This window comes from Gemmata sp. (genome assembly GCF_051859125.1).
Lineage (GTDB): Bacteria > Planctomycetota > Planctomycetia > Gemmatales > Gemmataceae > Gemmata.
Window position 1 is genome coordinate 1 of the sequence record NZ_JBHYGG010000281.1, and the last position, 20867, is coordinate 20867.

Annotated in this window: 13 protein-coding genes; 10 read left to right on the forward strand and 3 right to left on the reverse strand. The window is 70.7% G+C overall.

Features of this window, described 5'->3' with window-relative positions; all coding sequences use genetic code 11:
• Positions 1-95 precede the first annotated feature (95 nt).
• Positions 96-1169 (reverse strand): sulfate ABC transporter substrate-binding protein, encoded by a 1074-nt coding sequence (locus ACTIGN_RS28825; RefSeq protein WP_439630415.1) that lies wholly within the window; start codon positions 1167-1169, stop codon positions 96-98.
• Between the two features lie 464 nt (positions 1170-1633).
• On the opposite strand from ACTIGN_RS28825, the gene ACTIGN_RS28830 reads away from it, so the two are divergent.
• The 5 genes from ACTIGN_RS28830 (at position 1634) to ACTIGN_RS28850 (ending at position 11723) form a co-directional block, all read left to right on the forward strand.
• A complete protein-coding gene (locus ACTIGN_RS28830) occupies positions 1634-3136 on the forward strand; it encodes a circularly permuted type 2 ATP-grasp protein (protein ID WP_439630417.1) in 1503 nt (500 codons plus the stop codon).
• A gap of 121 nt (positions 3137-3257) precedes the next feature.
• Positions 3258-4295 carry an alpha-E domain-containing protein gene (locus tag ACTIGN_RS28835; protein ID WP_439630419.1) on the forward strand — a complete coding sequence of 346 codons (1038 nt, stop codon included), beginning with the start codon at positions 3258-3260 and terminating at the stop codon, positions 4293-4295.
• Between the two features lie 166 nt (positions 4296-4461).
• Positions 4462-7980 (forward strand): DUF2126 domain-containing protein, encoded by a 3519-nt coding sequence (locus ACTIGN_RS28840; RefSeq protein ID WP_439630421.1) that lies wholly within the window; start codon positions 4462-4464, stop codon positions 7978-7980.
• A gap of 98 nt (positions 7981-8078) precedes the next feature.
• A complete protein-coding gene (locus tag ACTIGN_RS28845) occupies positions 8079-10658 on the forward strand; it encodes a circularly permuted type 2 ATP-grasp protein (protein WP_439630423.1) in 2580 nt (859 codons plus the stop codon).
• Positions 10659-10811: 153 nt separating this feature from the next.
• Positions 10812-11723 carry a transglutaminase family protein gene (locus ACTIGN_RS28850; protein WP_439630425.1) on the forward strand — a complete coding sequence of 304 codons (912 nt, stop codon included), beginning with the start codon at positions 10812-10814 and terminating at the stop codon, positions 11721-11723.
• A gap of 7 nt (positions 11724-11730) precedes the next feature.
• On the opposite strand, the gene ACTIGN_RS28855 is transcribed toward ACTIGN_RS28850, so the two are convergent.
• Together ACTIGN_RS28855 and ACTIGN_RS28860 are read right to left on the reverse strand one after the other, a co-directional pair.
• On the reverse strand, positions 11731-12771 hold the full coding sequence (locus tag ACTIGN_RS28855; protein ID WP_439630427.1) for a sterol desaturase family protein: 1041 nt from the start codon (positions 12769-12771) through the stop codon (positions 11731-11733).
• Between the two features lie 324 nt (positions 12772-13095).
• Positions 13096-14133 carry a TolB family protein gene (locus tag ACTIGN_RS28860; protein WP_439630429.1) on the reverse strand — a complete coding sequence of 346 codons (1038 nt, stop codon included), beginning with the start codon at positions 14131-14133 and terminating at the stop codon, positions 13096-13098.
• A 97-nt stretch (positions 14134-14230) separates the two neighbouring features.
• Between ACTIGN_RS28860 and ACTIGN_RS28865 the strand changes: the two genes are divergently transcribed.
• From ACTIGN_RS28865 to ACTIGN_RS28885, 5 genes are all read left to right on the forward strand, one after another.
• Positions 14231-14536: an HNH endonuclease gene (locus tag ACTIGN_RS28865; protein WP_439630431.1), complete on the forward strand. Its 306-nt coding sequence runs from the start codon at positions 14231-14233 to the stop codon at positions 14534-14536.
• Between the two features lie 80 nt (positions 14537-14616).
• Positions 14617-16686, forward strand: a complete 2070-nt coding sequence (locus ACTIGN_RS28870; protein ID WP_439630433.1) for a protein kinase domain-containing protein — start codon at positions 14617-14619, stop codon at positions 16684-16686.
• Positions 16687-16799: 113 nt separating this feature from the next.
• Positions 16800-18983, forward strand: coding sequence for a DUF1549 domain-containing protein (locus tag ACTIGN_RS28875; RefSeq protein ID WP_439630435.1), 2184 nt, complete (start codon positions 16800-16802; stop codon positions 18981-18983).
• 8 nt (positions 18984-18991) lie between these two features.
• Positions 18992-19405: an ankyrin repeat domain-containing protein gene (locus tag ACTIGN_RS28880; protein WP_439630437.1), complete on the forward strand. Its 414-nt coding sequence runs from the start codon at positions 18992-18994 to the stop codon at positions 19403-19405.
• Positions 19406-19429: 24 nt separating this feature from the next.
• Entirely contained in the window at positions 19430-20773 is a 1344-nt protein-coding gene (locus ACTIGN_RS28885; protein WP_439630438.1) for a DUF1501 domain-containing protein, read from the forward strand.
• The last annotated feature ends 94 nt before the right edge of the window (positions 20774-20867 follow it).

The following is a 20867-nucleotide window of genomic DNA, read 5'->3' on the forward strand; positions in this document are numbered from 1 at the left end:
TGTCCTCTGTCCTCTGTCCTCTGTCCTCTGTCCTCTGTCCTCTGTCCTCTGTCCGGAAATCTGTGTCCATCTGCGTAATCTGCGGATCAACCTGCTTACTTCTTCTGCTGCCCCGCCGTCTGGATCTGGTCGAAGATCGCGCCCTCGGCGAAGAACGTCTTCTGCACCTCGTCCCACTTCTTCGACGGCACCAGCGAGGTCGCCTCGTACAGCGCCATCTTCGGGAACAGCTTCTGGTACTGGGCGTACAACTCCGGGTCGGCCGAGGCGAGGGCCTCGGGGTCCGCGGGCCGGTGGAAGTTCTTGACGATCAGCTTCTTCGCCTCGGGCGTGTACAGGAACTTCATGTACGCGTCGGCCACGGCCGCGGTGTTCTTGCGGCGCACGTTCGCGTCCACGACGGCGACGTGCGGCTCGGCCAGCACGCTGATCGCGCCGCGGGGCGTGTCCGCCCCGGGGTGGACGATTTCGAGCTTCCCCTCGGCCTCCTTCACCTCCAGGTGGGCCTCGTTCTCCCAGGTGAGGTGGACGTCGCCGATCCCCTTCTGCGCGAACGTCATCGTCGCGCCGCGGGCGGCCGCGTCGAGCACCGGCACCCGCTGGTACGCCTTCGTGACGAACTCGCGGGCCTCGGCCTCGGACCCGCCGCGCCACACCACCGAGCCCCACATCGCCAGGAAGCTCCACTTCCCGTTGCCCGACGTCTTCGGGCTCGGCGTCACGATCTCGATGTCGCCGCGGGTGAGGTCGGCCCAGTCGCGGAGGTTCTTCGGGTTCCCCTTGCGGACGACGAACACGATCGTGGACGTGTACGGCAGCGAGCGGTTGGGGTACCGCTTCTCCCAGTCGGGGTCCAGGAGCCCGGCCTTGGCGACGGCGTTGGTGTCGGTCCACAGCGCCAGCGAGACGACGTCGGCGGGGAGCCCGTCGATCACCGCCCGGGCCTGGCTGCCGGAGCCGCCGTGCGACTGGCGGATGAAGACCTTGGTGCCGGTCTCGCGCTCGTAGTGGGCGAGGAACGCGGCGTTGAGGTCGTGCCACAGCTCGCGGGTCGGGTCGCACGAGACGTTCAGCAGTTGCTCGTTCTTGCCGAACCCGGAGGCGACGACCCAGAGCCCCGCCCCGGCGATGTAGACCGCGACCGCACCGACGAGCACCCGTGTCCACATGACAATGCCCCCGACGACGCCCTCGGAGTGGGACGCCGAAAGCTAGATCATCAAGTTTATGATGTTTGTAGGCTACGAAGTGCGAAGAGATCGGTCAACCGCAGATCGACCGGGGCCCAGAATAGCCACCGGGTCGCGAGTAAATCAACCGCGCTCTCGGCCGGCACCGCGCCACGCTGGGGCCGAACCGCACGACCGATTGCTTCGGTTGGTTGCAAAGCAACCGTTCCGCAATTCAAACCCGTTCCCTCGGCCAAATACCAAGAGATGACGTAAGTTTTGTGTAATCAACGATGAGAAACCGATTGGTGCGGTTCACCACGTCAAAAACGGGTCGCGGGCACCGCAATTGCTCTGCGTGGTAATTAGTCACAAATGACCCCGAATCCGAACCTGATTGCACAAAGGCATTGCACAAATGCCCGATGTCTGTGCGTGCCAGGTTCGCGGAAGACAGGACACCGATGACAACCACTCTCACCACCCCGGGTTTGTCTCGAAGTCTGAACGGTAGCGCCGCGACCGTTGCGAGGCTCTTCGACCACTACAGCCCGCACGCAACGGCCTGGGACGAACTGTTCACCCGCGGGGGCGACCCGCACGGCCACTGCAGCAAGCTCGTCGAGCGGCTCGGGCAGCTCTTCTTGAAGGAGTTCCACGCCCGGCGGGGCAGCGCCGACATGGCGTTCGTGAACCAGGGGATCACGTTCTCCGTGTACTCCGACCGCCGCGGGACCGAGAAGATCTTCCCGTTCGACCTGATCCCACGGATGATCCCCGCCAAGGAGTGGGCCGACCTGGAGAAGGGGCTCGTGCAGCGCATCCGGGCGCTGAACCTGTTCCTCCACGACGTGTACAACGAGCAGCGCATTCTGAAGGAGAAGGTGGTTCCCGAGGACCTCGTGCTGGGGTCCAAGGGGTTCCGCAAGGAGATGATCGGGTTCACGCCCCCGGGCGGCGTGTACATCCACATCTGCGGCACCGACCTGATCCGCGACGCCGACGGGCAGTTCCTCGTCCTCGAAGACAACGGCCGCACCCCGAGCGGGGTGAGCTACGTGCTCGAGAACCGGGCGGTGATGAAGAAGGTGTTCCCGCAACTGTTCGCCGACATCCGCGTGCGGCGGGTCGAGGACTACCCGCAGCGGCTCCGCGAGGCGCTCAGTTCGGTCACCTGTCACGCCGCGAACACCCCGCCCAACGTCGTGGTCCTCTCGCCGGGGCAGTACAACTCGGCCTACTTCGAGCACAGCTTCCTCGCCCGGCACATGGGCGTCGAGATGGTCTTCGGCCCGGACCTGTTCGTCCAGGACGACACGGTCTACCTGAAGACCACCCGCGGGCCGCAGAAGGTGGACGTGATCTACCGCCGGCTCGACGACGACTTCCTCGACCCCGAGGCGTTCCGGCCCGACAGCCTCCTGGGCGTTCCCGGCCTGTTCAAGGCGTACCGGGCCGGGAACGTCACCCTCGCCAACGCGGTCGGCACCGGCGTGGCCGACGACAAGGCCGTGTACCCGTACACGGAGGAGATGGTGCGGTTCTACCTGAACGAGGAGCCGCTCCTGAAGAACGTGCCGACGTACATCTGCGCCCGCCCGACCGACCTGAAGTACACGCTCGACCACCTCGAAGAGCTGGTCGTGAAGGCGGTCAACGAGTCCGGCGGGTACGGGATGCTCATGGGGCCGAGCAGCACGGCGCCGCAGCGGGCCGAGTTCGCCGCGAAGATCAAGGAGAACCCCCGCAACTACATCGCCCAGCCGGTCGTCACGCTCAGCACGTGCCCGACTTGGACCGACGAGGGCACGGCCCCGCGGCACGTCGACCTGCGGCCGTACATCATCAGCGGCAAGACGACGTGGGTGCTCCCGGGCGGCCTGACCCGCACGGCCCTCACCAAGGGCTCGCTCGTGGTGAACTCCAGCCAGGGCGGCGGCAGCAAGGACACGTGGGTCGTGGACTGACCAGTGCGGAGTGCGGAACGCGGAGCGCGGAATCGAGACGCATCAGACCTGGGCCGCCCTCCCTTCCGGTGATTCCGCGTTCCGCACTCCGCACTCCGCACTCCTGTGAGCGAAGCGAACCATGATTTCCCGCGTTGCGGAACAGTGCTTCTGGATGGCCCGGTACCTCGAACGGGTCGAGAACACGGCCCGCGTTCTCGAAGTCAACCGCACCCTGCTGCTCGACTTCCACGTGCCGGTCGAGCAGCAGTGGCAGCCGCTCCTCATCATCTCCGGCATCCACGACTACGAGGGCGACCCCTCGGCCGAGGCCGTCCAGGAGTACATGACCTGGGAGCGGGACAACCCGTTCAGCATCATCTCGTCGCTGTTCTGGGCGCGGGAGAACGCCCGGATCATCCGCGAGGTCATCTCCGGGGAGATGTGGGAGCGGCTGAACTACTACCACCTGTGGATGCAGGGGACCGCCGGCCGGGAGGCGTACGACAGCAACCGGCACGAGTTCTACTCGCAGGTGCGGCGGATCAACCAGTTGCTCCACGGGATCGCCGACACGACGATGAGCCACGGCGAGGCGTGGGAGTTCTTCAAGCTCGGCACGCACCTGGAGCGGGCCTCGCAGACGGCCCGCATCATGGACGTGAAGTACCACACGCTCCTCGCGCGGGCCGAGGACATCGGCACCCCGGTGGACAACGCCCACTGGGTCGCCATCCTCATGAGCTGCTCGGGGTACGAGCCGTTCCACAAGAAGGCCCGGTCGGCCCCGATCGACCCCGGCACCGCCGTGGCCGAGTTCCTCATCTACGACGAGCAGTTCCCCCGGTCGATCCGGTGGTGCCTGTGGGAGAGCGAGAGCGCCGCGACGGCCGCAGCGGGTAATCCGGTTGGGAGGGCGCGGACGCCGGTCGAAACCCAAATCGCCGCGCTGCTCGCTTGGCTCGACGCCCGAACGATCCATACCATCGTGCGAGACGGGCTCCACGAGGCGCTCACGCACGTGGTGGACGCGGTCCACCACGTGGGCGAGGCCATCCACTCGACGTTCTTCGCGCCCGAGGTGCTCGTCCCCAAGGCGGCCCCGGCCGGGGCCGCCCAGAGCCAGAAGGGCTCCACGCAGACGCAGACCCTGGGCACGATGACCCAGACGCAGGGGTGAGCCGGCCGAGCGGGGCGTCAGCCCCGAGTCGCTCTGTTGAGTCGTTGGCCCCACGCGGGCCGCCGGTGACTTCGGCCGAGCACCCCCGAGTGTGTTGCGAACTCGTGCCTCGGGGGGCTGACGCCCCCCGCTCGCCACCTGACGATTGACACCGAGGTATCGCTCCATGGGCATCCGCGTCGCGCTGAACCACGTCACGAAGTACACCTACGACCGGCCCGTGACGCTCCTGCCGCACGTCGTCCGCCTGCGGCCCGCCCCGCACGCCCGGACCCCGATCCTGAGCTACTCGCTCAAGGTCGAGCCGGCCGAGCAGTTCCTCAACTGGCAGCAGGACCCGTACAGCAACTACCTCGCCCGGCTCGTGTTCCCCAAGCCCGGGAGCGAACTCAAGGTCACCGTCGACCTGGTCGCGGACCTCACGACCATCAACCCGTTCGACTTCTTCGTCGAGGAGTACGCCGAGAAGTACCCGTTCGCGTACGAGGACGGGCTCAAGCGGGAACTCGCCCCGTACCTCGAAACGCTGCCCCCGGGGCCGCGGCTCCAGCAGTTGATCGACGCGCACCGGAAGACCGGCGTGCCGATGAACGACTACATGGTCGCCCTGAACCAGGCGGTCAACGGGGCGGTCGACTACGTCATCCGCCTGGAGCCCGGGGTCCAGGAGCCCGAGCACACGCTCGACTGCGGCCGCGGGTCGTGCCGCGACTCGGCGTGGCTCCTCGTGCAACTGTGCCGGCACCTCGGCCTCGCGGCCCGGTTCGTCTCCGGCTACCTGATCCAGCTCGTCGCCGACGAGAAGCCCATCGAGGGGCCCGAGGGCCCGACCGCCGACTTCACCGACCTGCACGCCTGGACCGAGGTGTACGTGCCCGGGGCCGGGTGGGTCGGCCTCGACCCGACGTCCGGCCTGCTCACCGCCGAGGGGCACATCCCGCTGGCCTGCACCGCCGAGCCCCAGAGCGCGGCGCCGGTCAACGGCTCGTTCTCGTGGGCCAAGCGGGACGGCGTCGAGGACGACAAGGTCGAGGAGGGGTTCGAGTTCCACATGTCGGTGACGCGGCTCAAGGAGGTGCCCCGGGTTACGAAGCCCTACACCCCCGAGCAGTGGGACGCGATCAACGGGCTGGGCCACCAGGTCGACGCCGACCTGCGCGAGTGGGACGTGCGGCTCACGATGGGCGGCGAGCCGACGTTCGTGAGCATCGACGGCCGCGACGCCCCCGAGTGGAACACCGAGGCGCTCGGGCCGAAGAAGCGGCGGCAGGCCGAGATCCTCCTGAAGCGGCTCCGCGACAAGTTCGCCCCGAAGGCGTTCCTGCACTTCGGGCAGGGGAAGTGGTACCCCGGCGAGCAGCTCCCGCGGTGGGCGTTCGGGTGCTACTGGCGGCGCGACGGCGAGCCGATCTGGAACGACCCCGAACTGGTCGCCGACGAGGCCACGGCCTACGGGTTCCGCGCGCCCGACGCCGAGCGGTTCATCACCGCCCTGGCCGAGAACCTGGGGGTGCAGCCGAAGTACGCCATCCCCGGGTACGAGGACGTCTGGTACTACATGTGGCGCGAGCGGCGGCTCCCGGTGAACGTGGACCCGCTCAAGAGCAACCTCGCCGACGAGATGGAGCGCGCCCGGATCGCCAAGGTGTTCGGCGAGAAGCTCGGCTCGGTGGTCGGGTACTGCCTGCCGCTGCGGCGGGCGTTCGGCCCCGGGTCGCGGTGGGAGTCCGGCCCGTGGTTCCTCCGCCAGGAGCACATGTACCTGGTCCCCGGCGACAGCCCGATGGGGTTCCGCCTGCCGCTCGACTCGATCCCCTACGAGGACCCGGCGGAGCGGCAGTTCCTGGAGGAGCGCGACCCGTTCGCGCCCCGCGGGGCGCTCCCGACGTTCGGCCGGCCCCTGATGCAGTCCCGCGGCGGCCCCGCGGCCGACGCCGCCGGCCCCGGCACCGGCACCGGCACCGGCAAGCCCCTGTACGACCCGGCCCGCGGCACCGGCTCCGACGACTACTTCGGGTTCTCGAAGAACGGCCACGGCGCGAAGCGAACGTCGGCCCCGTTCAACGGCACGGGCGACTTCGCCCCGGCCCCCGGCCCGCTCGTCCGCACGGCGCTGTGCGTCGAGCCGCGGGACGGCAAGCTGTACGTGTTCGTGCCCCCGGCCCGGTTCATCGAGGACTACCTCGAACTCGTCGCGGCCATCGAGACCACCGCGGCCCAACTGAAGGTGCCGGTGCTGATCGAGGGGTACCGGCCCCCGTCGGACCACCGCATCCAGAACTTCTCGGTCACCCCCGACCCGGGCGTGATCGAGGCCAACATGCACCCGGCCGACTCGTGGGACGAACTGGTCCACATCACGACGACGCTGTACGAGGAGGCCCGGCAGAGCCGGCTCACGGCCGAGAAGTTCATGATCGACGGCCGGCACACCGGCACCGGCGGCGGGAACCACATGGTCCTCGGCAGCTCGAAGCCGGCCGACAGCCCGTTCCTGCGGCGGCCGGACGTGCTCAAGAGCCTGGTCGCGTTCTGGACCAACCACCCGTCGCTGTCGTACCTGTTCAGCGGCCTGTTCGTCGGCCCGACGAGCCAGCACCCGCGGATGGACGAGGCCCGGCACGACGCGCTTCGCGAGATCGAGCTGGCGTTCGCGCAGGTCGACAAGTCCCGCGGCGAGCACGTCCCCGCGTGGCTCGTGGACCGGCTGTTCCGGCACCTGCTCGTGGACGTGACCGGGAACACGCACCGGACCGAGTTCTGCATCGACAAGCTGTTCAGCCCGGACTCCGCCGAGGGCCGCCGCGGGCTCCTCGAACTGCGCTCGTTCGAGATGCCGCCGCACGCCCAGATGAGTTCGGCGCAGCAGCTCCTGCTCCGGGCGCTCGTCTCGTGGTTCTGGCGGAAGCCCTACGACCACAAGCTGGTGCGGTGGGGCACGTCGCTGCACGACAAGTTCATGCTCCCGCACTTCGTCGAGGAGGACTTCCGCGACGCGCTGACCGAGCTGCGGGTGCGGGGCGGGTACGTGGTGGACCCGGAGTGGTTCTCGCCGCACGTCTCGTTCCGGTTCCCGCACCTCGGGGCCGTCACGTACCGCGGGGTGAACCTGGAACTCCGCACGGCCATCGAGCCGTGGCACGTGCTCGGCGAGGAGAACGCCTCGGGCGGCACCGCCCGGTACGTCGACTCGTCGGTCGAGCGGGTGCAGGTGAAGGTCCGCGGGCTCACCGACCCGCGGCACGTCGTGACGTGCAACGGCCGCCGGGTGCCGCTCCACCCGACCGGGACGCACGGCGAGTTCGTCGCCGGGGTCCGCTACCGGGCGTGGCAGCCGCCGAGTTGCCTGCACCCGACGATCCCGGTCCACTCGCCGCTGCTGTTCGACGTGCTCGACACGTGGAACGACCGGAGCATCGGCGGGTTCAGCTACCACGTGTCGCACCCGGGGGGCCGGTCGCACGAGACGATGCCGGTCAACGCGCTGGAGGCCGAGAGCCGCCGCACGGCCCGGTTCTTCGCGTTCGGGCACTCGCCCGGACCGATCACCGTGCCGCCGCTGGAGCCGAACCCGGAGTTCCCGCTCACGCTCGACCTGCGCGCCCCGGAACCGGTCCGCCCGCCGCGGCCGCGGCCCGCGGTCGAGCCGGAACGGAGCCGTGCCGCGGTCGGTGTGGTAGAATGAGCGAAGTGAACGGGGGGCGCGAGCCCCCCGGGTTCGTCCGGACCGCACCCGCCGGGGACCCGCCCCCGCCCGCCCCGCGACCCACGCCTAGCATTCGGATGCCGAGCAGCCTCTCCCCACCCCCGCCCGACGAAGAACCGGCCGCCGAGCCGGTCCGGCCGGCCTACGGTGCGACCCGGGGGTACGACGAGGCCGCGGACCCGGGCGGCGTCCCGCGGCCGCACTGGAAGCCGTTCTTCGACTCGCTCGACGAACTCAGCCCGGCCGAACTCGGCCGCCGGTGGCGCGAGGCCCAGCACCTCATCCGCGACAACGGCGTCACCTACAACGTCTACGGCGACCCCCGCGGCATCTCCCGCCCGTGGCAGCTCGACCCGGTCCCGCTGCTGATCGCCCCCGCCGAGGCGGTCCGGCTCGAAGCCGGCCTCGTCCAGCGGGCCCGGCTCCTCGAACTCGTCCTGGGCGACCTGTACGGCCCGCAGCGGCTCCTCCGCACCGGCGCGATCCCCGCGGAACTGGTGTTCCCGAACCCCGGGTTCCTCCGCCCGGCGCACGGGGTCGAGCTCCCCGACAACCGGTTCCTGCACCTGTACGCCGCGAACCTCGGCCGCGGGGCCGACGGCAACTGGCGGGTCCTCGGCGACCGCACGCAGGCCCCGTCCGGGGCCGGGTACGCGCTGGAGAACCGCATCGTCATGACGCGGACCCTCCCGGAGGCGTTCCGCGACTGCCAGGTGTACCGCCTGGCCCCGTTCTTCCAGGCGTTCCGCGACACGCTCCGGGCGATCTCGCCCCGGAACCGCGAGAACCCCCGGATCGTGCTGCTCACCCCCGGCCCGTACAACGAGACGTACTTCGAGCACGCCTACCTCGCCCGGTACCTCGGGTACACGCTCGTCGAGGGCGGCGACCTCACGGTCCGCAACAACTGCGTCTTCCTGAAGGTGCTCGGCGGGCTCCAGCAGGTCGACGTGATCTTCCGCCGGCTCGACGACGACTTCTGCGACCCGCTCGAGCTGCGGCCCGACTCGTTCCTCGGGGTGCCGGGGCTGATGCACGCGGTCCGCAGCGGGAACGTCGCCGTCGCCAACGCGCTGGGCACCGGGGTCCTCGAGACCCCGGCGTTCCTCGCGTACCTGCCGCGGCTGTGCCGCGACCTCCTCGGCGAGGACCTCAAGCTCGAGTCGGTCCCGACGTGGTGGTGCGGCGACCCGGTGTCGCTCCGGTACGTCCTCGACAACTTCGACGACGTGGTCGTCAAGCCGGTGTTCCCGGCGATGCGGATGGAGCCGGTGTTCCCGGGCGAGCTCCCGGCCGACCAGCGGGCCGCGTGCGCCGAGCGGGTCCGGGCCCGCCCCGCGGACTACGTCGCGCAGCGGAAGGTCGAGCTCTCGACCACCCCGGTGATGGACGGGGGCCGCCTCGTGCCGCGGAAGATGGTCCTGCGGGCGTACCTGACGGCGCACCGCGACGGGTTCAAGGCGATGCCCGGCGGGCTGACCCGCGTGAGCGCCTCGGCCGACACGATGGTCGTGTCGATGCAGCGGGGCGGCGGGAGCAAGGACACGTGGGTGCTGGCCGACGGGCCGGTGAGCGACTTCAGCCTGCTCCCCCCGAGCGGCCGGGTGCAGCTGACCCGGGCCGGCGGCGACCTCCCGAGCCGCGCGGCCGACAACCTGTTCTGGCTCGGGCGGTACGCCGAGCGAGCCGAGGGCACCACCCGGCTGCTGCGGTGCATCGTCGTGCGGCTCGCCGAGCGGAGCGGGTTCGCCGACGTGCCCGAGCTCCCGGCGCTGCTCCGCACGATGGTGCTGACGTGCGAGCCCAACGCGGCCCCGGCCGACGCGGCCGGCACCGAGGCGGGCGTGTTCCGGGCCGTGTTCGACCCGGCGTACCCCGGGAGCCTGGCGACCGCGGTGCGGGCCCTGCGGCGGGTCGCCAGCATCGTCCGCGACCTGATCTCGATCGACATGTGGCGGGTGCTCAGCGGGCTCATCGACTTCCCGACGGACCCGCAGTCGTACGGCGAGGACGGCCCGACCCCGGCCGACGTGCTCGACCTGCTCAACCGCACGGTCATCACGCTGTCGGCGTTCGGCGGGCTCGCGGTCGAGAGCATGACCCGCGCCGAGGGGTGGCGGTTCCTCGACATGGGCCGGAAGCTGGAGCGGGCGCTGCACCTGATCGCGATGCTCAAGGGGATGCTGGTCGACCCGCCGCAGCACGAGGGGCCGACGCTCGACGCGGCCCTCGAAGTGGCCGACAGCGGGATGACGTACCGCCGCCGGTACCTGAGCAACCTGCGGGCCGAGGCGGCCCTGGACCTGCTGGTGTTCGACGAGTCGAACCCGCGGTCGCTGGCGGCGCAGCTGGCGGCCCTGGAGGACGACGTGAACCACCTCCCGCGGCCCCCCCGCGGCGCGGCCCGGTCGCCCGAGCAGCGGTTCGCGCTGGCGGCGGTCAACGCGGTGCGGCTCGCGGAGCCCGAGCGGCTCGCCGCGGTCAAGGACGGGCACCGCCCGGCGCTGGCCGAGTTGCTCGAGCACGTCGGCGGCTGGCTCCCGATCATGTCCGACGCGATCACCCTTCAGTATCTCAGTCACCTCCAGACGTCGCGGCACCTGGCCGCGACGGAACTGGTCCGCCGCACCGCGACCGACAGCGGCGACCACCTGTGAGGGACGCGGCGAGCGGGGGGGGGGCGGCCCCCCCCCCCCAGACCGTGGGGGCCCCCCCCCGGGGGGGGGGGGGGGGCGACCCCCCCGTTTTACCTTGTTTTGCGCCCCCCGGGGGGGGGCCCCCCCCCCCCCGCTCGCCCGGACCCCACGCCGATGATCCGCTACCGCATCACGCACGACACGAGCTACGACTACAGCGAGGTCGTGTCGCTGTGCCAGAACGTCGCGCACCTGTCGCCCCGCGAGTGCGACCGGCAGCGGGTCGACGACTCGGTGATGACCATCAGCCCGGACCCGGCCGTGATCGAGGACCGCACCGACTACTTCGGCAACCCGGTGAGCTACTTCACGGTCCAGGAGCAGCACCGGGAGCTGACGGTGAGTGCCACGCACCGCGTCGAGGTGTGCTCGCGGCCGCCGCCGGACCCGGCCGCGGCCCCGGCGTGGGAGCTGGTCCGCGACCGCCTCGGGGCCGACCGCAGCGCAGCGTGGCTCGACGCCTACCAGTACGTGTTCGACTCGCGGTACGTCGCCGCCGACCCGCGGTACGCCGTGTACGCGGCCGCGAGCTTCGCGCCCGGCCGGCCGATCGTCGCCGCGGCGCTGGACCTCACCGAGCGGATCTTCGACGAGTTCGTGTACGACCCGCGGGCGACGACGCTGGCGACCCCGGTGGCCGAGGTGTTCGATAAGCGCCGCGGGGTGTGCCAGGACTTCGCGCACCTGATGCTGGCGGTGCTGCGGTCGCAGGGGCTCGCGGCCCGGTACGTCAGCGGGTACCTCTCGACCCAGCCGCCCCCGGGCAAGCCGCGGCTGGTCGGGGCCGACGCGACGCACGCCTGGGTGAGCGTGTTCTGCGGCGACCTCGGGTGGGTGGACTTCGACCCGACGAACAACCAGATCCCCAACGACCGCTACGTCCTGCTCGCGTGGGGCCGCGACTACGAGGACGTGAGCCCGCTCAAGGGCGTGATCCTCGGCGGGGGCCAGCACGTGGTCCGCGTGTCAGTGGACGTGCGGCCCGAGGAAGAGGGGCTCGAGGACCGCACCGAGTGGCACGCGTAGGGCGGGCTCACGCCGCGCCGCTCGCGTGTTCGCGGTCCGCGGCCTGACCGACCCGTGCCGGTTCCACTTTCAGATCCGTTGGCGCGGCGCCGGGGGGCCGGGACACCTTCCGCTTCGGGCGGCGGAACACGCCGAGCAGGTGCCGCGCGGCGTGCCGGAACGGGTACACCAGCGACGGGACGAGTTTCTTCAGGTGCCGGTCGTTCCGCGTGCCGAAGTGGAGCGCCTCGCGCTCGCGCTGCGGGACGTGCAGGGTGCCGAACAGCCAGTCCCAGATCGCGAACCCGGCCCCGAAGTTCTTGTCGAAGTGGACCGGGTTGTCGGAGTGGTGGATCTGGTGGTGCGCCGGGCTGAGGACGAGCCGGCCCGGGAGCCCGGTGAACGCGATCCACAACTGCGAGTGCTGGAGGTGCCCCCACAGCGACAGGTACAGCGCGTACAGCACCCCGCTGCCTACCGCACTCGTCAACCAGGCGTCCTCGCCGAACCAGTAGTAGATCGCGCCGCCGGTCGCGCCGCCGAACAGCGACAGTGCGTTCACGTACAGGATCGTGTCCACCGGGTGGACGCGCCAGTTCGCGAACGGCGTCAGCACCGTGGCCGAGTGGTGGACCTTGTGGAACTCCCACAGGAACGGGACCTTGTGCGAGAGCAGGTGGTACAGCCAGTACGTGAACTCGAACGCGAGGTACTGCACGAGGACCAGGGCGCCGAGCGCGACGACCGGCACCCCGGCGGGTGCCTCGCGCGGGCCGAACACCCCCGCGAGCGCCTCGCTGACGCCGCTCGTGACCGCGTACCCGCTCAGGAGCGTGTACCCGAAGACCACCGAGAACGCGAGCGACCCGACCAGGATGTACTGGACGTCGAGGAGCGTACTGGGGTGCAGCCAGATGCCCTTGGGGAGCAGCACCCGCAGGGCGGTGCGCAGCCCGGTGCGGCCGCGCCGCCGCGGCTTGAGCAGCACGTAGCCGAGGGCGAGGCCGAACGCGATCGGCATGCTCGCCAGCGACAGGGCCTGCGTTCCGGATGAGAGGTCGGCTGCCATGACATCCTGAGCGAGTGCCGGGAAGTGGGCGCGACCAAGGATAGCTTATTTTGAGGGCGGCGTTGCGGTCCCGGCGGAGTTCGTCGCGTGCGCGAAGTTTCGCCCGTCGCGCAACGCCGTTCGAGCCACGGGATTCGCCCCGTGGTGCGGTGCAGAAGACCACGGGGGGCAAGCCGCGTGGCTCGGAAGACACGCCGTCATACCGACTCGCGTGGATCAGTTGCTCTTGGTGGGGCAGGCATTCTTGCCTGCCTCCGAAGGCGTCTGGAGGCAGGCAAGAATGCCTGCCCCACCAACAAAGAAACGAATCCCTGCGATTCGGTGTCACTCGTCCTTGGGCGGGGTGAAGTCGGCGATGTAGAGCTGCGTCGGCGAGCGGCCGTCGCGGCTGCTGGTCCACATCACCTTCTTGTAGTCCGGGCTGAACACCGGGAGCACGTCCTGACCCGGGGCGTGCGTGACGCGGGCCACCTTGCCCGTGTCGAGGTTCATCCAGAACAGGTCATAGTTCGGGCGGGCCAGTTCGTTCGAGTGGTCCGCGGCGGTGTAGATGATGTGCTTGCCGTCCTTGAACCAGTACGGTGCCCAGTACACCCACTTGTCGTCGGTCGTGAGCGCCTTCTCGCCGGTGCCGTCGGCGTTGATGACGTGGAGCTGGAGCCGGTCCTTCTCCTTGCGGTCGGCCCGGAAGACTACCTTGGTGCCGTCCGGGCTGAGGAACGGCCCGCCGTTGTAGCACTTCGTGCCCTTGGTGATCTGCGTCGCGCCGGTCCCGTCGGCGTTCATGATGAACAGGTTCACGTCGCCCGCGGTTCCGGCCGAGTACACGATCTTCGAGCCGTCGGCCGAGTAGCTCCCCTCGGCCGTATACACCTTGGCGTCGGGGGTGAGGCACTTGATGTTCCCGCCGTCGAGGTCGCTCTCGTAGATCTTCATGTGCGGGTCGAAGTCCCACGAGTACCGGCGGCGGACCCCCTTCTTGGCGTCCTCCACCCGCTGCGCGACTTCGGCCTCCTGGTGCTTCTTGGCGTCCGGGTCGCCGTGGCTGCTCGCGAACAGCACCCGCTTGCCGTTCGGGTGGAAGTACCCGCACGTGGTGCGGCCGGCACCGGGGCTGACGCGGGTGAACTTCCCGGTCGCCAGGTCCATGACGAAGATCTGGTAGAACGGGTTGCCCGTGTCCTTCTCCTCGGCCTGGAAGATGATCTTCGTGCCGTCCGGCGAGAAGTACCCCTCGCCGGCCCGGACGAACCCGGTCGTCACCTGCTTGATGTTGGCGAGGTGCTTCGTCTCCGCCGCCTTCCAGTCGTCGCCCGGCTGGGCCGGGGCCGCGAGCAGGAGCGGGAGCAGCAGTGCGTTCATTCGGTGTCCCTGGCAAGAAAGGAGACAGGTGGCGCGAACCGGTGTCCCCGGTATCGTATCAGGTGGTGAGTGTCCGCGCGTGGGGGGAGGGCGGGTCGTGCCGACGCGAGACGAGACCGGCATCCCGTGCGGGCTGTGCGGCCGCGCCTTCACCCGTGCGGGCCTGACGAAGCACCACTGCCTGCCGAAGTCGCGGGGCGGCACGCCCGACGACGTCGAGCTGATCTGCTCGCAGTGCCACGGCATGGTCCACGCCACGTTTACGAACCGGACGCTGGAGGCGCTGTACCCGACGCTAGCCGAGCTGCGCCGCGCCCCGGAACTGGAAGCGTTCATCAGGTGGGTGCGGAAGCAGCCGCCGAGCAAGCGCACGCGGAACGCGCCGCGGAACCGGAAGCTGTGACGGTTCGCGGGCAGCTGCGGTTGCCCTCCGGGGGGCGCGGTGGGAGAATGTCCCCGTCCCCCACTCCTCCCGGTCGCCCGATGCCCGCACCCGCCGCGACGTGCCCGTCTTGCAGCGCACCGCTCACCGCGGCGGGTGCGTGCCCGGGGTGCGGGCGGGCGACGCCCGCGCCCGACGACACCGAGCGCCTCGCCCGCAGCAGCCCGATCTCGCCGGGGACCCCCTTCGCGGCGCCGGACGAGTCCACCGATGGGCACGAGACGCTGGCCGCGCCGCCGGGGCCGCCGCGGTCCGCCGAGTTCGCGTTCCTGGCCCCGCCCCAGCAGCCCGACGAACTCGGCCGCCTGGGGCCGTACCGCGTGGTCGGCAAGATCGGGGCCGGCGGCATGGGGGCGGTGTTCCGGGCCGAGGACCCGGCGCTGCGGCGGCACGTCGCGCTGAAGGTGATGCTCCCGCAGTTCGCCAGCAACACCGCGGCGAAGGGCCGGTTCCTCCGCGAGGCGCGGGCGCAGGCGGCGGTCGAGCACGACCACATCATCTCCATCTTCCAGGTCGGCGAGGAGGGCGGGGTCCCGTTCCTGGCGATGCCGCTGCTCAAGGGGGTGCCCCTGTCCGACGCGCTGCGGGAGGCACGCGTCGTGCCGGTCGCCGAGGCGGTTCGGATCGCCCGCGAGGTGGCGGTCGGGCTGGCCGCGGCGCACGCCCAGGGGCTCGTCCACCGCGACATCAAGCCCGCGAACGTCTGGCTCGAGGGGCCGGCCCGGCGCGTGAAGATCCTCGACTTCGGGCTGGCGGTCGGCGCGGCCGACCCGGACCTGACCGAGGAGGTCGCCACCGAGGCCGCGGTCGTCGGCACCCCGGCGTACATGAGCCCGGAGCAGGCCCGCGGCGCCGCCGTGGACGCCCGGACCGACCTGTGGAGCCTCGGCGTCGTCCTGTACCAGATGCTCACCGGCGACCTCCCGTTCCGCGGCCCGACGGCGCGGGCCGTCCTCAACGCGGTGCGGGCCCAGGTGCCGCCCCCGCCGTGCGAGAAGAACCCCGCCGTTCCACCGGCGCTGTCCGCCCTGGTGGCGCGGCTCATGGCCAAGCCGGTCGCCGACCGGCCCGCGACCGCCGCGGCCGTGGTGGCGGAACTCGAGGCGTTCTCGCCCCGGGCCGCCGGGCCCGCCGCGCGCGGCCGCCCCGGTGCCGGGCGGTGGGCGTGGGTCGCCGCGGCCGGCATGCTCGGCCTGGCGACCGTCGCCGCCGTGGTCGCCCTCACGCGGGGGAAGCTCGACGCCCCGGCGCTCGCGCAGAAGGCCGCGCCGCCGGCGGCCGCGCCGGAGCGGCCGGCCGACGAGCGCCCGGCGGCGGAGTTCGTCCTCGCGGCGGGCGGCACGGTGTGGGTGAACGCGCCGCCGGCCGAGGTCCGCCGGGCCGCCGACCTCCCCCGCGTGCCGTTCGTCCTCGCCGGGGTGCAACTGGCCGGCCCGCAGGTGGGCGACGCCGACCTCGCGGTGTTCAAGGGCGCGCGGAACCTCCTGTTCCTGCAGTTGAACCGCTGCTCGCGGGTGGGCGACGCGGGAATCGAGAACTTCAAGGCCTCCCGCGGCGTCGTCCTCCTGAACCTCGGGAACACCCGCGTGACCGACGCCGGCCTGGCGCAGTTCGCGGGCTCCGCGGCCGTGCGGAACCTGGGGCTCGACTGCACGGCCGCCACCGACGCCGGCCTCGCCAACTTCAAGAACTGCAAGGGGCTCGAAGCGGTGTGGGTGAACGACACGGCGGTCGGCGACGCGGGCGTGGCGCACCTCGCGGGGTGCCGGGCGCTCGCGACCCTGAGCCTGCACAACACCCGGGTGACCGACGCCGGGCTCGCCCACCTCGGGGAGTGCACCGAACTGGCCAGCCTGTCGCTCGACGGCACCCGGGCGGGGGACGCGGGGCTCGCGACCGTCGCCGCGTCGCCGAAGCTCAAGACCCTGTCGCTCGGCGGGTGCGACCGGGTGACCGACGCCGGCCTCCAGCGGCTCGCCGGGGCGAAGGCGCTGGAAACGCTGGACGTGCGGCGCACGAAGGTGACCGGGGGCGGCGTGAGCCGCCTCGCGGCGGCCCTCCCGCGGTGCCGGATCGAGTGGGACGGCGGCGTCGCCGGACCGGCGGATTGACCGCCGGATTCGGCGCTGGCGTTCGCCCCGGCCGCGGGGTATGCTTCAACGGTCCCGCCGAACGCTCCCGCCCCCGCCGTCTCGCCCGACCCGCCAGCCCGCAGGCCCCTCCCATGCGGCGATCGCACGCCCTCACCCTGCTGTGCCTCCTCGCCGCCCCGCCGGCGCGCGCCGCGGACCCGGTGCCGACGTTCGAGCGCGACGTCCAACCGATCCTGACGCGGTACGGGTGCAACTCCGGGCCGTGCCACGGGAAGGCCCGCGGGCAGAACGGGTTCCAGCTCTCGCTCCTCGCGTTCGACCACGACTTCGACTTCAACGCCATCGCCACCGAGGCCCGCGGCCGCCGCGTGTTCCCCGCGAACCCGCCGTTCAGCCTGCTGCTGCGGAAGGCGAGCGGGGCGGTCCCGCACGGCGGCGGCAAGAAGCTCCCCCAGACCGACCCGGCGTACCGCGTCCTCGAAGCGTGGGTCGCCGCCGGGCTCCCGCGGACCCCGGCCGACGCCCCGCGCATCGTGAAGGTGACGGTGTCGCCGGACAGCAAGCTGATGGCGTTCAACGCGACGCTGCAACTCACCGTGACGGCGCACGACTCCGACGGCGGCACCCGCGACGTGACGGCGCTGTCGCAGTTCTCCAGCAGCGAGGCGGTGTACGCCGCGGTGGACGCGAACGGGCTCGTGAGGGCCGGGCCGATCCCGGGCGAGGCGACGGTCATGGCCCGGTTCGCCGAGAAGTTCGCGGTGAGCCAGGTGCTCGTGCCGCTGCCCACGCCGGTCGCCGCCGCGGTGTACGACGCGCTGCCCCGGAACAACTTCATCGACGGCCACGTCTGGGCGAAGCTCCAGAAGCTGAACCTGACGCCGTCGGACCCCGCGAGCGACGCGACGTTCCACCGCCGGGCGTTCCTCGACGTGATCGGCCGCTTGCCGAGCCCCGACGAAACCCGTGCGTTCCTCGCCGACAAGGACGCCAAGAAGCGCGAGAAGCTGATCGACGCGCTGGTGCAGCGGCCGGAGTACGCCGACTTCTGGGCGAACAAGTGGACCGATCTGTTGCGGCCGAACGCCTACCACGTCGGCATCAAGGCGACGTACAACCTCGACCAGTGGCTGCGGCAGAGCTTCCGCAAGAACCAGCCGTACGACCAGTTCGTGCGCGAGTTGATCGCCGCGAAGGGGAGCACGTTCAAGAACGGCGCGGTGGTGATGTACCGCGACCGCCGCGACCCGGCCGAACTCACCACCCTCGTGAGCCAACTGTTCCTCGGCGTGCGGCTCGACTGCGCGAAGTGCCACCACCACCCGTTCGAGGTCTGGGGCCAGGACGAGTTCTACAGTTTCGCCGCGTTCTTCGGCCGCATCGGGCGGAAGGGGACCGGCATCTCCGCCCCGATCTCGGGGAGCGAGGAAACGGTGTACGGGGCCGCGACCGGAGCCGGGGTGAAGCACCCGCTCACCGGCAAGGTGATGACGCCGACCCCGCTGCTCGGCGCGCCGCTCGACATCCCGCCCGAGCGCGACCCGCGCGACGTACTCGCCGACTGGGTGACGGCCCCGGAGAACCCGTACTTCGCAAAGGTGATCGTCAACCGCGTGTGGGCCGACCTGATGGGCCGCGGCATCGTGGACCCGGTGGACGACCTCCGCGCGACGAACCCCGCGAGCAACCCGGCGCTGCTCGACGCGCTCGCGGCCGACTTCCGCAAGAACGGGTGCGACCTCAAGAGGCTCATCAAGACGATCACCGCGAGCCACGCCTACGGGCTCTCGACCACGCCGAACGACCGCAACGCGGCCGACCTGCGGAACTACTCGCGGCACTACCGCCAGCGGCTCCGGGCCGAGGTGCTGCTCGACATGGTCAGCGACGTGAGCGGGGTGCCGGAAAAGTTCGAGGCGATGCCGCCGGGCTCGCGGGCGATGGAGGTATGGACCGCACGCGCCCAGTCGGTGTTCCTCGACAGCTTCGGCCGGCCCGACCCGAACGCCGACCCGCCGTGTGAGCGCACCACCGACACGACCGTGGTGCAGGCGCTGCACCTGATGAACTCGCCCAACCTGTACCGCAAGGTGACCGACGACGCCGGGCGGTGTGCCGCCCTCGCCAAGAGCGCGAAGACCCCCGCCGAGATCGTCGACGAGTTGTACCTGCTCGCGTACTGCCGCCTCCCGACCGACAAGGAACGCGCCGCCGCCACCAAGCGCTTCGAGAAGCCTTCGGCTTCTCGCCGGAGCGCCGCCGAAGACCTGCTCTGGGCGATGATCAACACCCCCGAGTTCGTGTTCAACGATTGACGTGCGAAATGACCCCTGCACAGGAGATGTTCGCGGCCGTTGAAGAGCGGGACGCACCCAGGGTTGCGGCGCTGCTCGACAAGCACCCGCAACTGTGTGACCTCGCCGAGAAGACCGGTACCCGGTCTAGCATCCTCCACATGGCCGCCAGCGCTGGGCACCTCGACCTTGTGGAACTCCTGGCGGTCGCCGGGGCGACGCTCGACAAGCAGGACGCGAGTGGCTTCGCCCCACTGCACTACGCGGCGAACAACGGGCACCTGGCGATCGTGAAGGTGTTGGTCGAAGCCGGGGCGAGGCTCCGCATCTGGACGAACGGTGGGTTGAGACCGCTCGACCAGGCGGAGTTGGCCGGACAACAGGATGTCGCCAATTTCCTTCGGGCGGCGATGGTGTCTCAAGGGTTGGCACTCCACGATTGAAGTCATCGATAAGGAGGCTCTCGCATGCCCTTTCACACGAACTGCGCCGGCGCGTCGCGGCGCGACTGCCTCCAGCTCGGTCTCGGCGCGTTTCTTGGCGGGGGGCTCCTCACGGCGCTGCGGGCGCGGGGGTTCGCGGCCGAGGCGGTGAACAAGCCCGAGGCGAAGGCCAAGGCGTGCATCCTCATTTGGATGGACGGCGGGCCGACGCACTTCGAGACGTTCGACCCCAAGCCGGACGCGCCCGAGGAGTACCGCGGCGAGTTCAAGGCGATCCCGACCGCCGTGCCGGGGGTCCACTTCTCCGAGCACATGACGAAGCTCGCCGCCGGGCTCGGCAAGTTCGCGATGATCCGCTCGATCCGCCACGACCAGGGGAACCACGGGGCCGGCAACCACTACATGATGACCGGCGCGCCGCCGCGGATCCCGGTCGGGTGCGGGGCGTTCGTGAGCTTCCACCCGAGCATGGGGTCGGTCGTCGCCGCCGAGAAGGGCGCGCCGGTCGGGCTCCCCGCGTACTTCTCGATGCCCAGCATGACGCGGTCCGGCGGGGCCAACTTCCTCGGCGCGAAGTACGCCCCGTTCGTCGTCGGCGACGACCCGAACGGCCGCGGGTTCAAGGTCCGCGACGTCGCCATCCCCGAGGGGCTCACCGGCGAGCGGTTCGACGACCGGGCGGGCGTCCGGAGCGACGTGGACACCCTGAAGCGGGTCATGGACAAGGCCGCCGGCGACCCGGCCGTCGCCCTCGACGAGCACTACAAGCAGGCCTACGACCTGATGAACTCGAAGGAGGCCCAGGCCGCGTTCGACATCGGCCGCGAGCCGACCAAGACCCGCGACCGGTACGCCCGCAACAGCTTCGGCCAGCGCCTGCTGCTCGCCCGCCGGCTCGTCGAGGCCGGGGTGCCGTTCGTCACCGTCAACGACGGCGGCTGGGACCACCACAGCGACATCTTCGGCGCGCTCCGCACCCGGCTCCCGGCGTGGGACCAGTCCGTGGCGTCACTCGTCACCGACCTCGAAGAGCGCGGGATGCTCGACAGCACCCTCGTGATCGCGCTCGGCGAGTTCGGGCGGACGCCGAAGATCTCGACGCTCACAGGCCAGGCGAAGGCCGGCCGCGACCACTGGGCCAACGCGATGAGCGTGCTGTTCGCCGGCGGCGGCACCCCGGGCGGCACCGTCATCGGCGCGACCGACCGGAACGGGTTCGCGGCGGTCGATCGGGTGCTGTCGCCCGAGAACTTCGTCTCGACCGTGTATACGAAGCTCGGCATCGACCCCGGGAAGATCCTGTACAACCAGCAGGGCCGCCCGGCCCACATCGTCAGCGAGCCGACGCCGATCAAGGAACTCCTGTAATGGAACCCAGAGTTAACCACAGAGGCACCGAGGCACAGAGAAGACCAGAGAGAGAATTCTTCAATGAACTCTCGTTTCTCGGCTTCTTGTCTTC

Coding starts and splice junctions, on each gene's coding strand:
- ACTIGN_RS28860 (WP_439630429.1), bottom strand. CDS start 14,133: ATGAACGCACTGCTGCTCCCGCTCCTGCTCGCGGCCCCGGCCCAGCCG.
- ACTIGN_RS28875 (WP_439630435.1), top strand. CDS start 16,800: ATGCGGCGATCGCACGCCCTCACCCTGCTGTGCCTCCTCGCCGCCCCG.
- ACTIGN_RS28855 (WP_439630427.1), bottom strand. CDS start 12,771: ATGGCAGCCGACCTCTCATCCGGAACGCAGGCCCTGTCGCTGGCGAGC.
- ACTIGN_RS28825 (WP_439630415.1), bottom strand. CDS start 1,169: ATGTGGACACGGGTGCTCGTCGGTGCGGTCGCGGTCTACATCGCCGGG.
- ACTIGN_RS28885 (WP_439630438.1), top strand. CDS start 19,430: ATGCCCTTTCACACGAACTGCGCCGGCGCGTCGCGGCGCGACTGCCTC.
- ACTIGN_RS28870 (WP_439630433.1), top strand. CDS start 14,617: ATGCCCGCACCCGCCGCGACGTGCCCGTCTTGCAGCGCACCGCTCACC.
- ACTIGN_RS28850 (WP_439630425.1), top strand. CDS start 10,812: ATGATCCGCTACCGCATCACGCACGACACGAGCTACGACTACAGCGAG.
- ACTIGN_RS28845 (WP_439630423.1), top strand. CDS start 8,079: ATGCCGAGCAGCCTCTCCCCACCCCCGCCCGACGAAGAACCGGCCGCC.
- ACTIGN_RS28835 (WP_439630419.1), top strand. CDS start 3,258: ATGATTTCCCGCGTTGCGGAACAGTGCTTCTGGATGGCCCGGTACCTC.
- ACTIGN_RS28880 (WP_439630437.1), top strand. CDS start 18,992: ATGACCCCTGCACAGGAGATGTTCGCGGCCGTTGAAGAGCGGGACGCA.
- ACTIGN_RS28830 (WP_439630417.1), top strand. CDS start 1,634: ATGACAACCACTCTCACCACCCCGGGTTTGTCTCGAAGTCTGAACGGT.
- ACTIGN_RS28840 (WP_439630421.1), top strand. CDS start 4,462: ATGGGCATCCGCGTCGCGCTGAACCACGTCACGAAGTACACCTACGAC.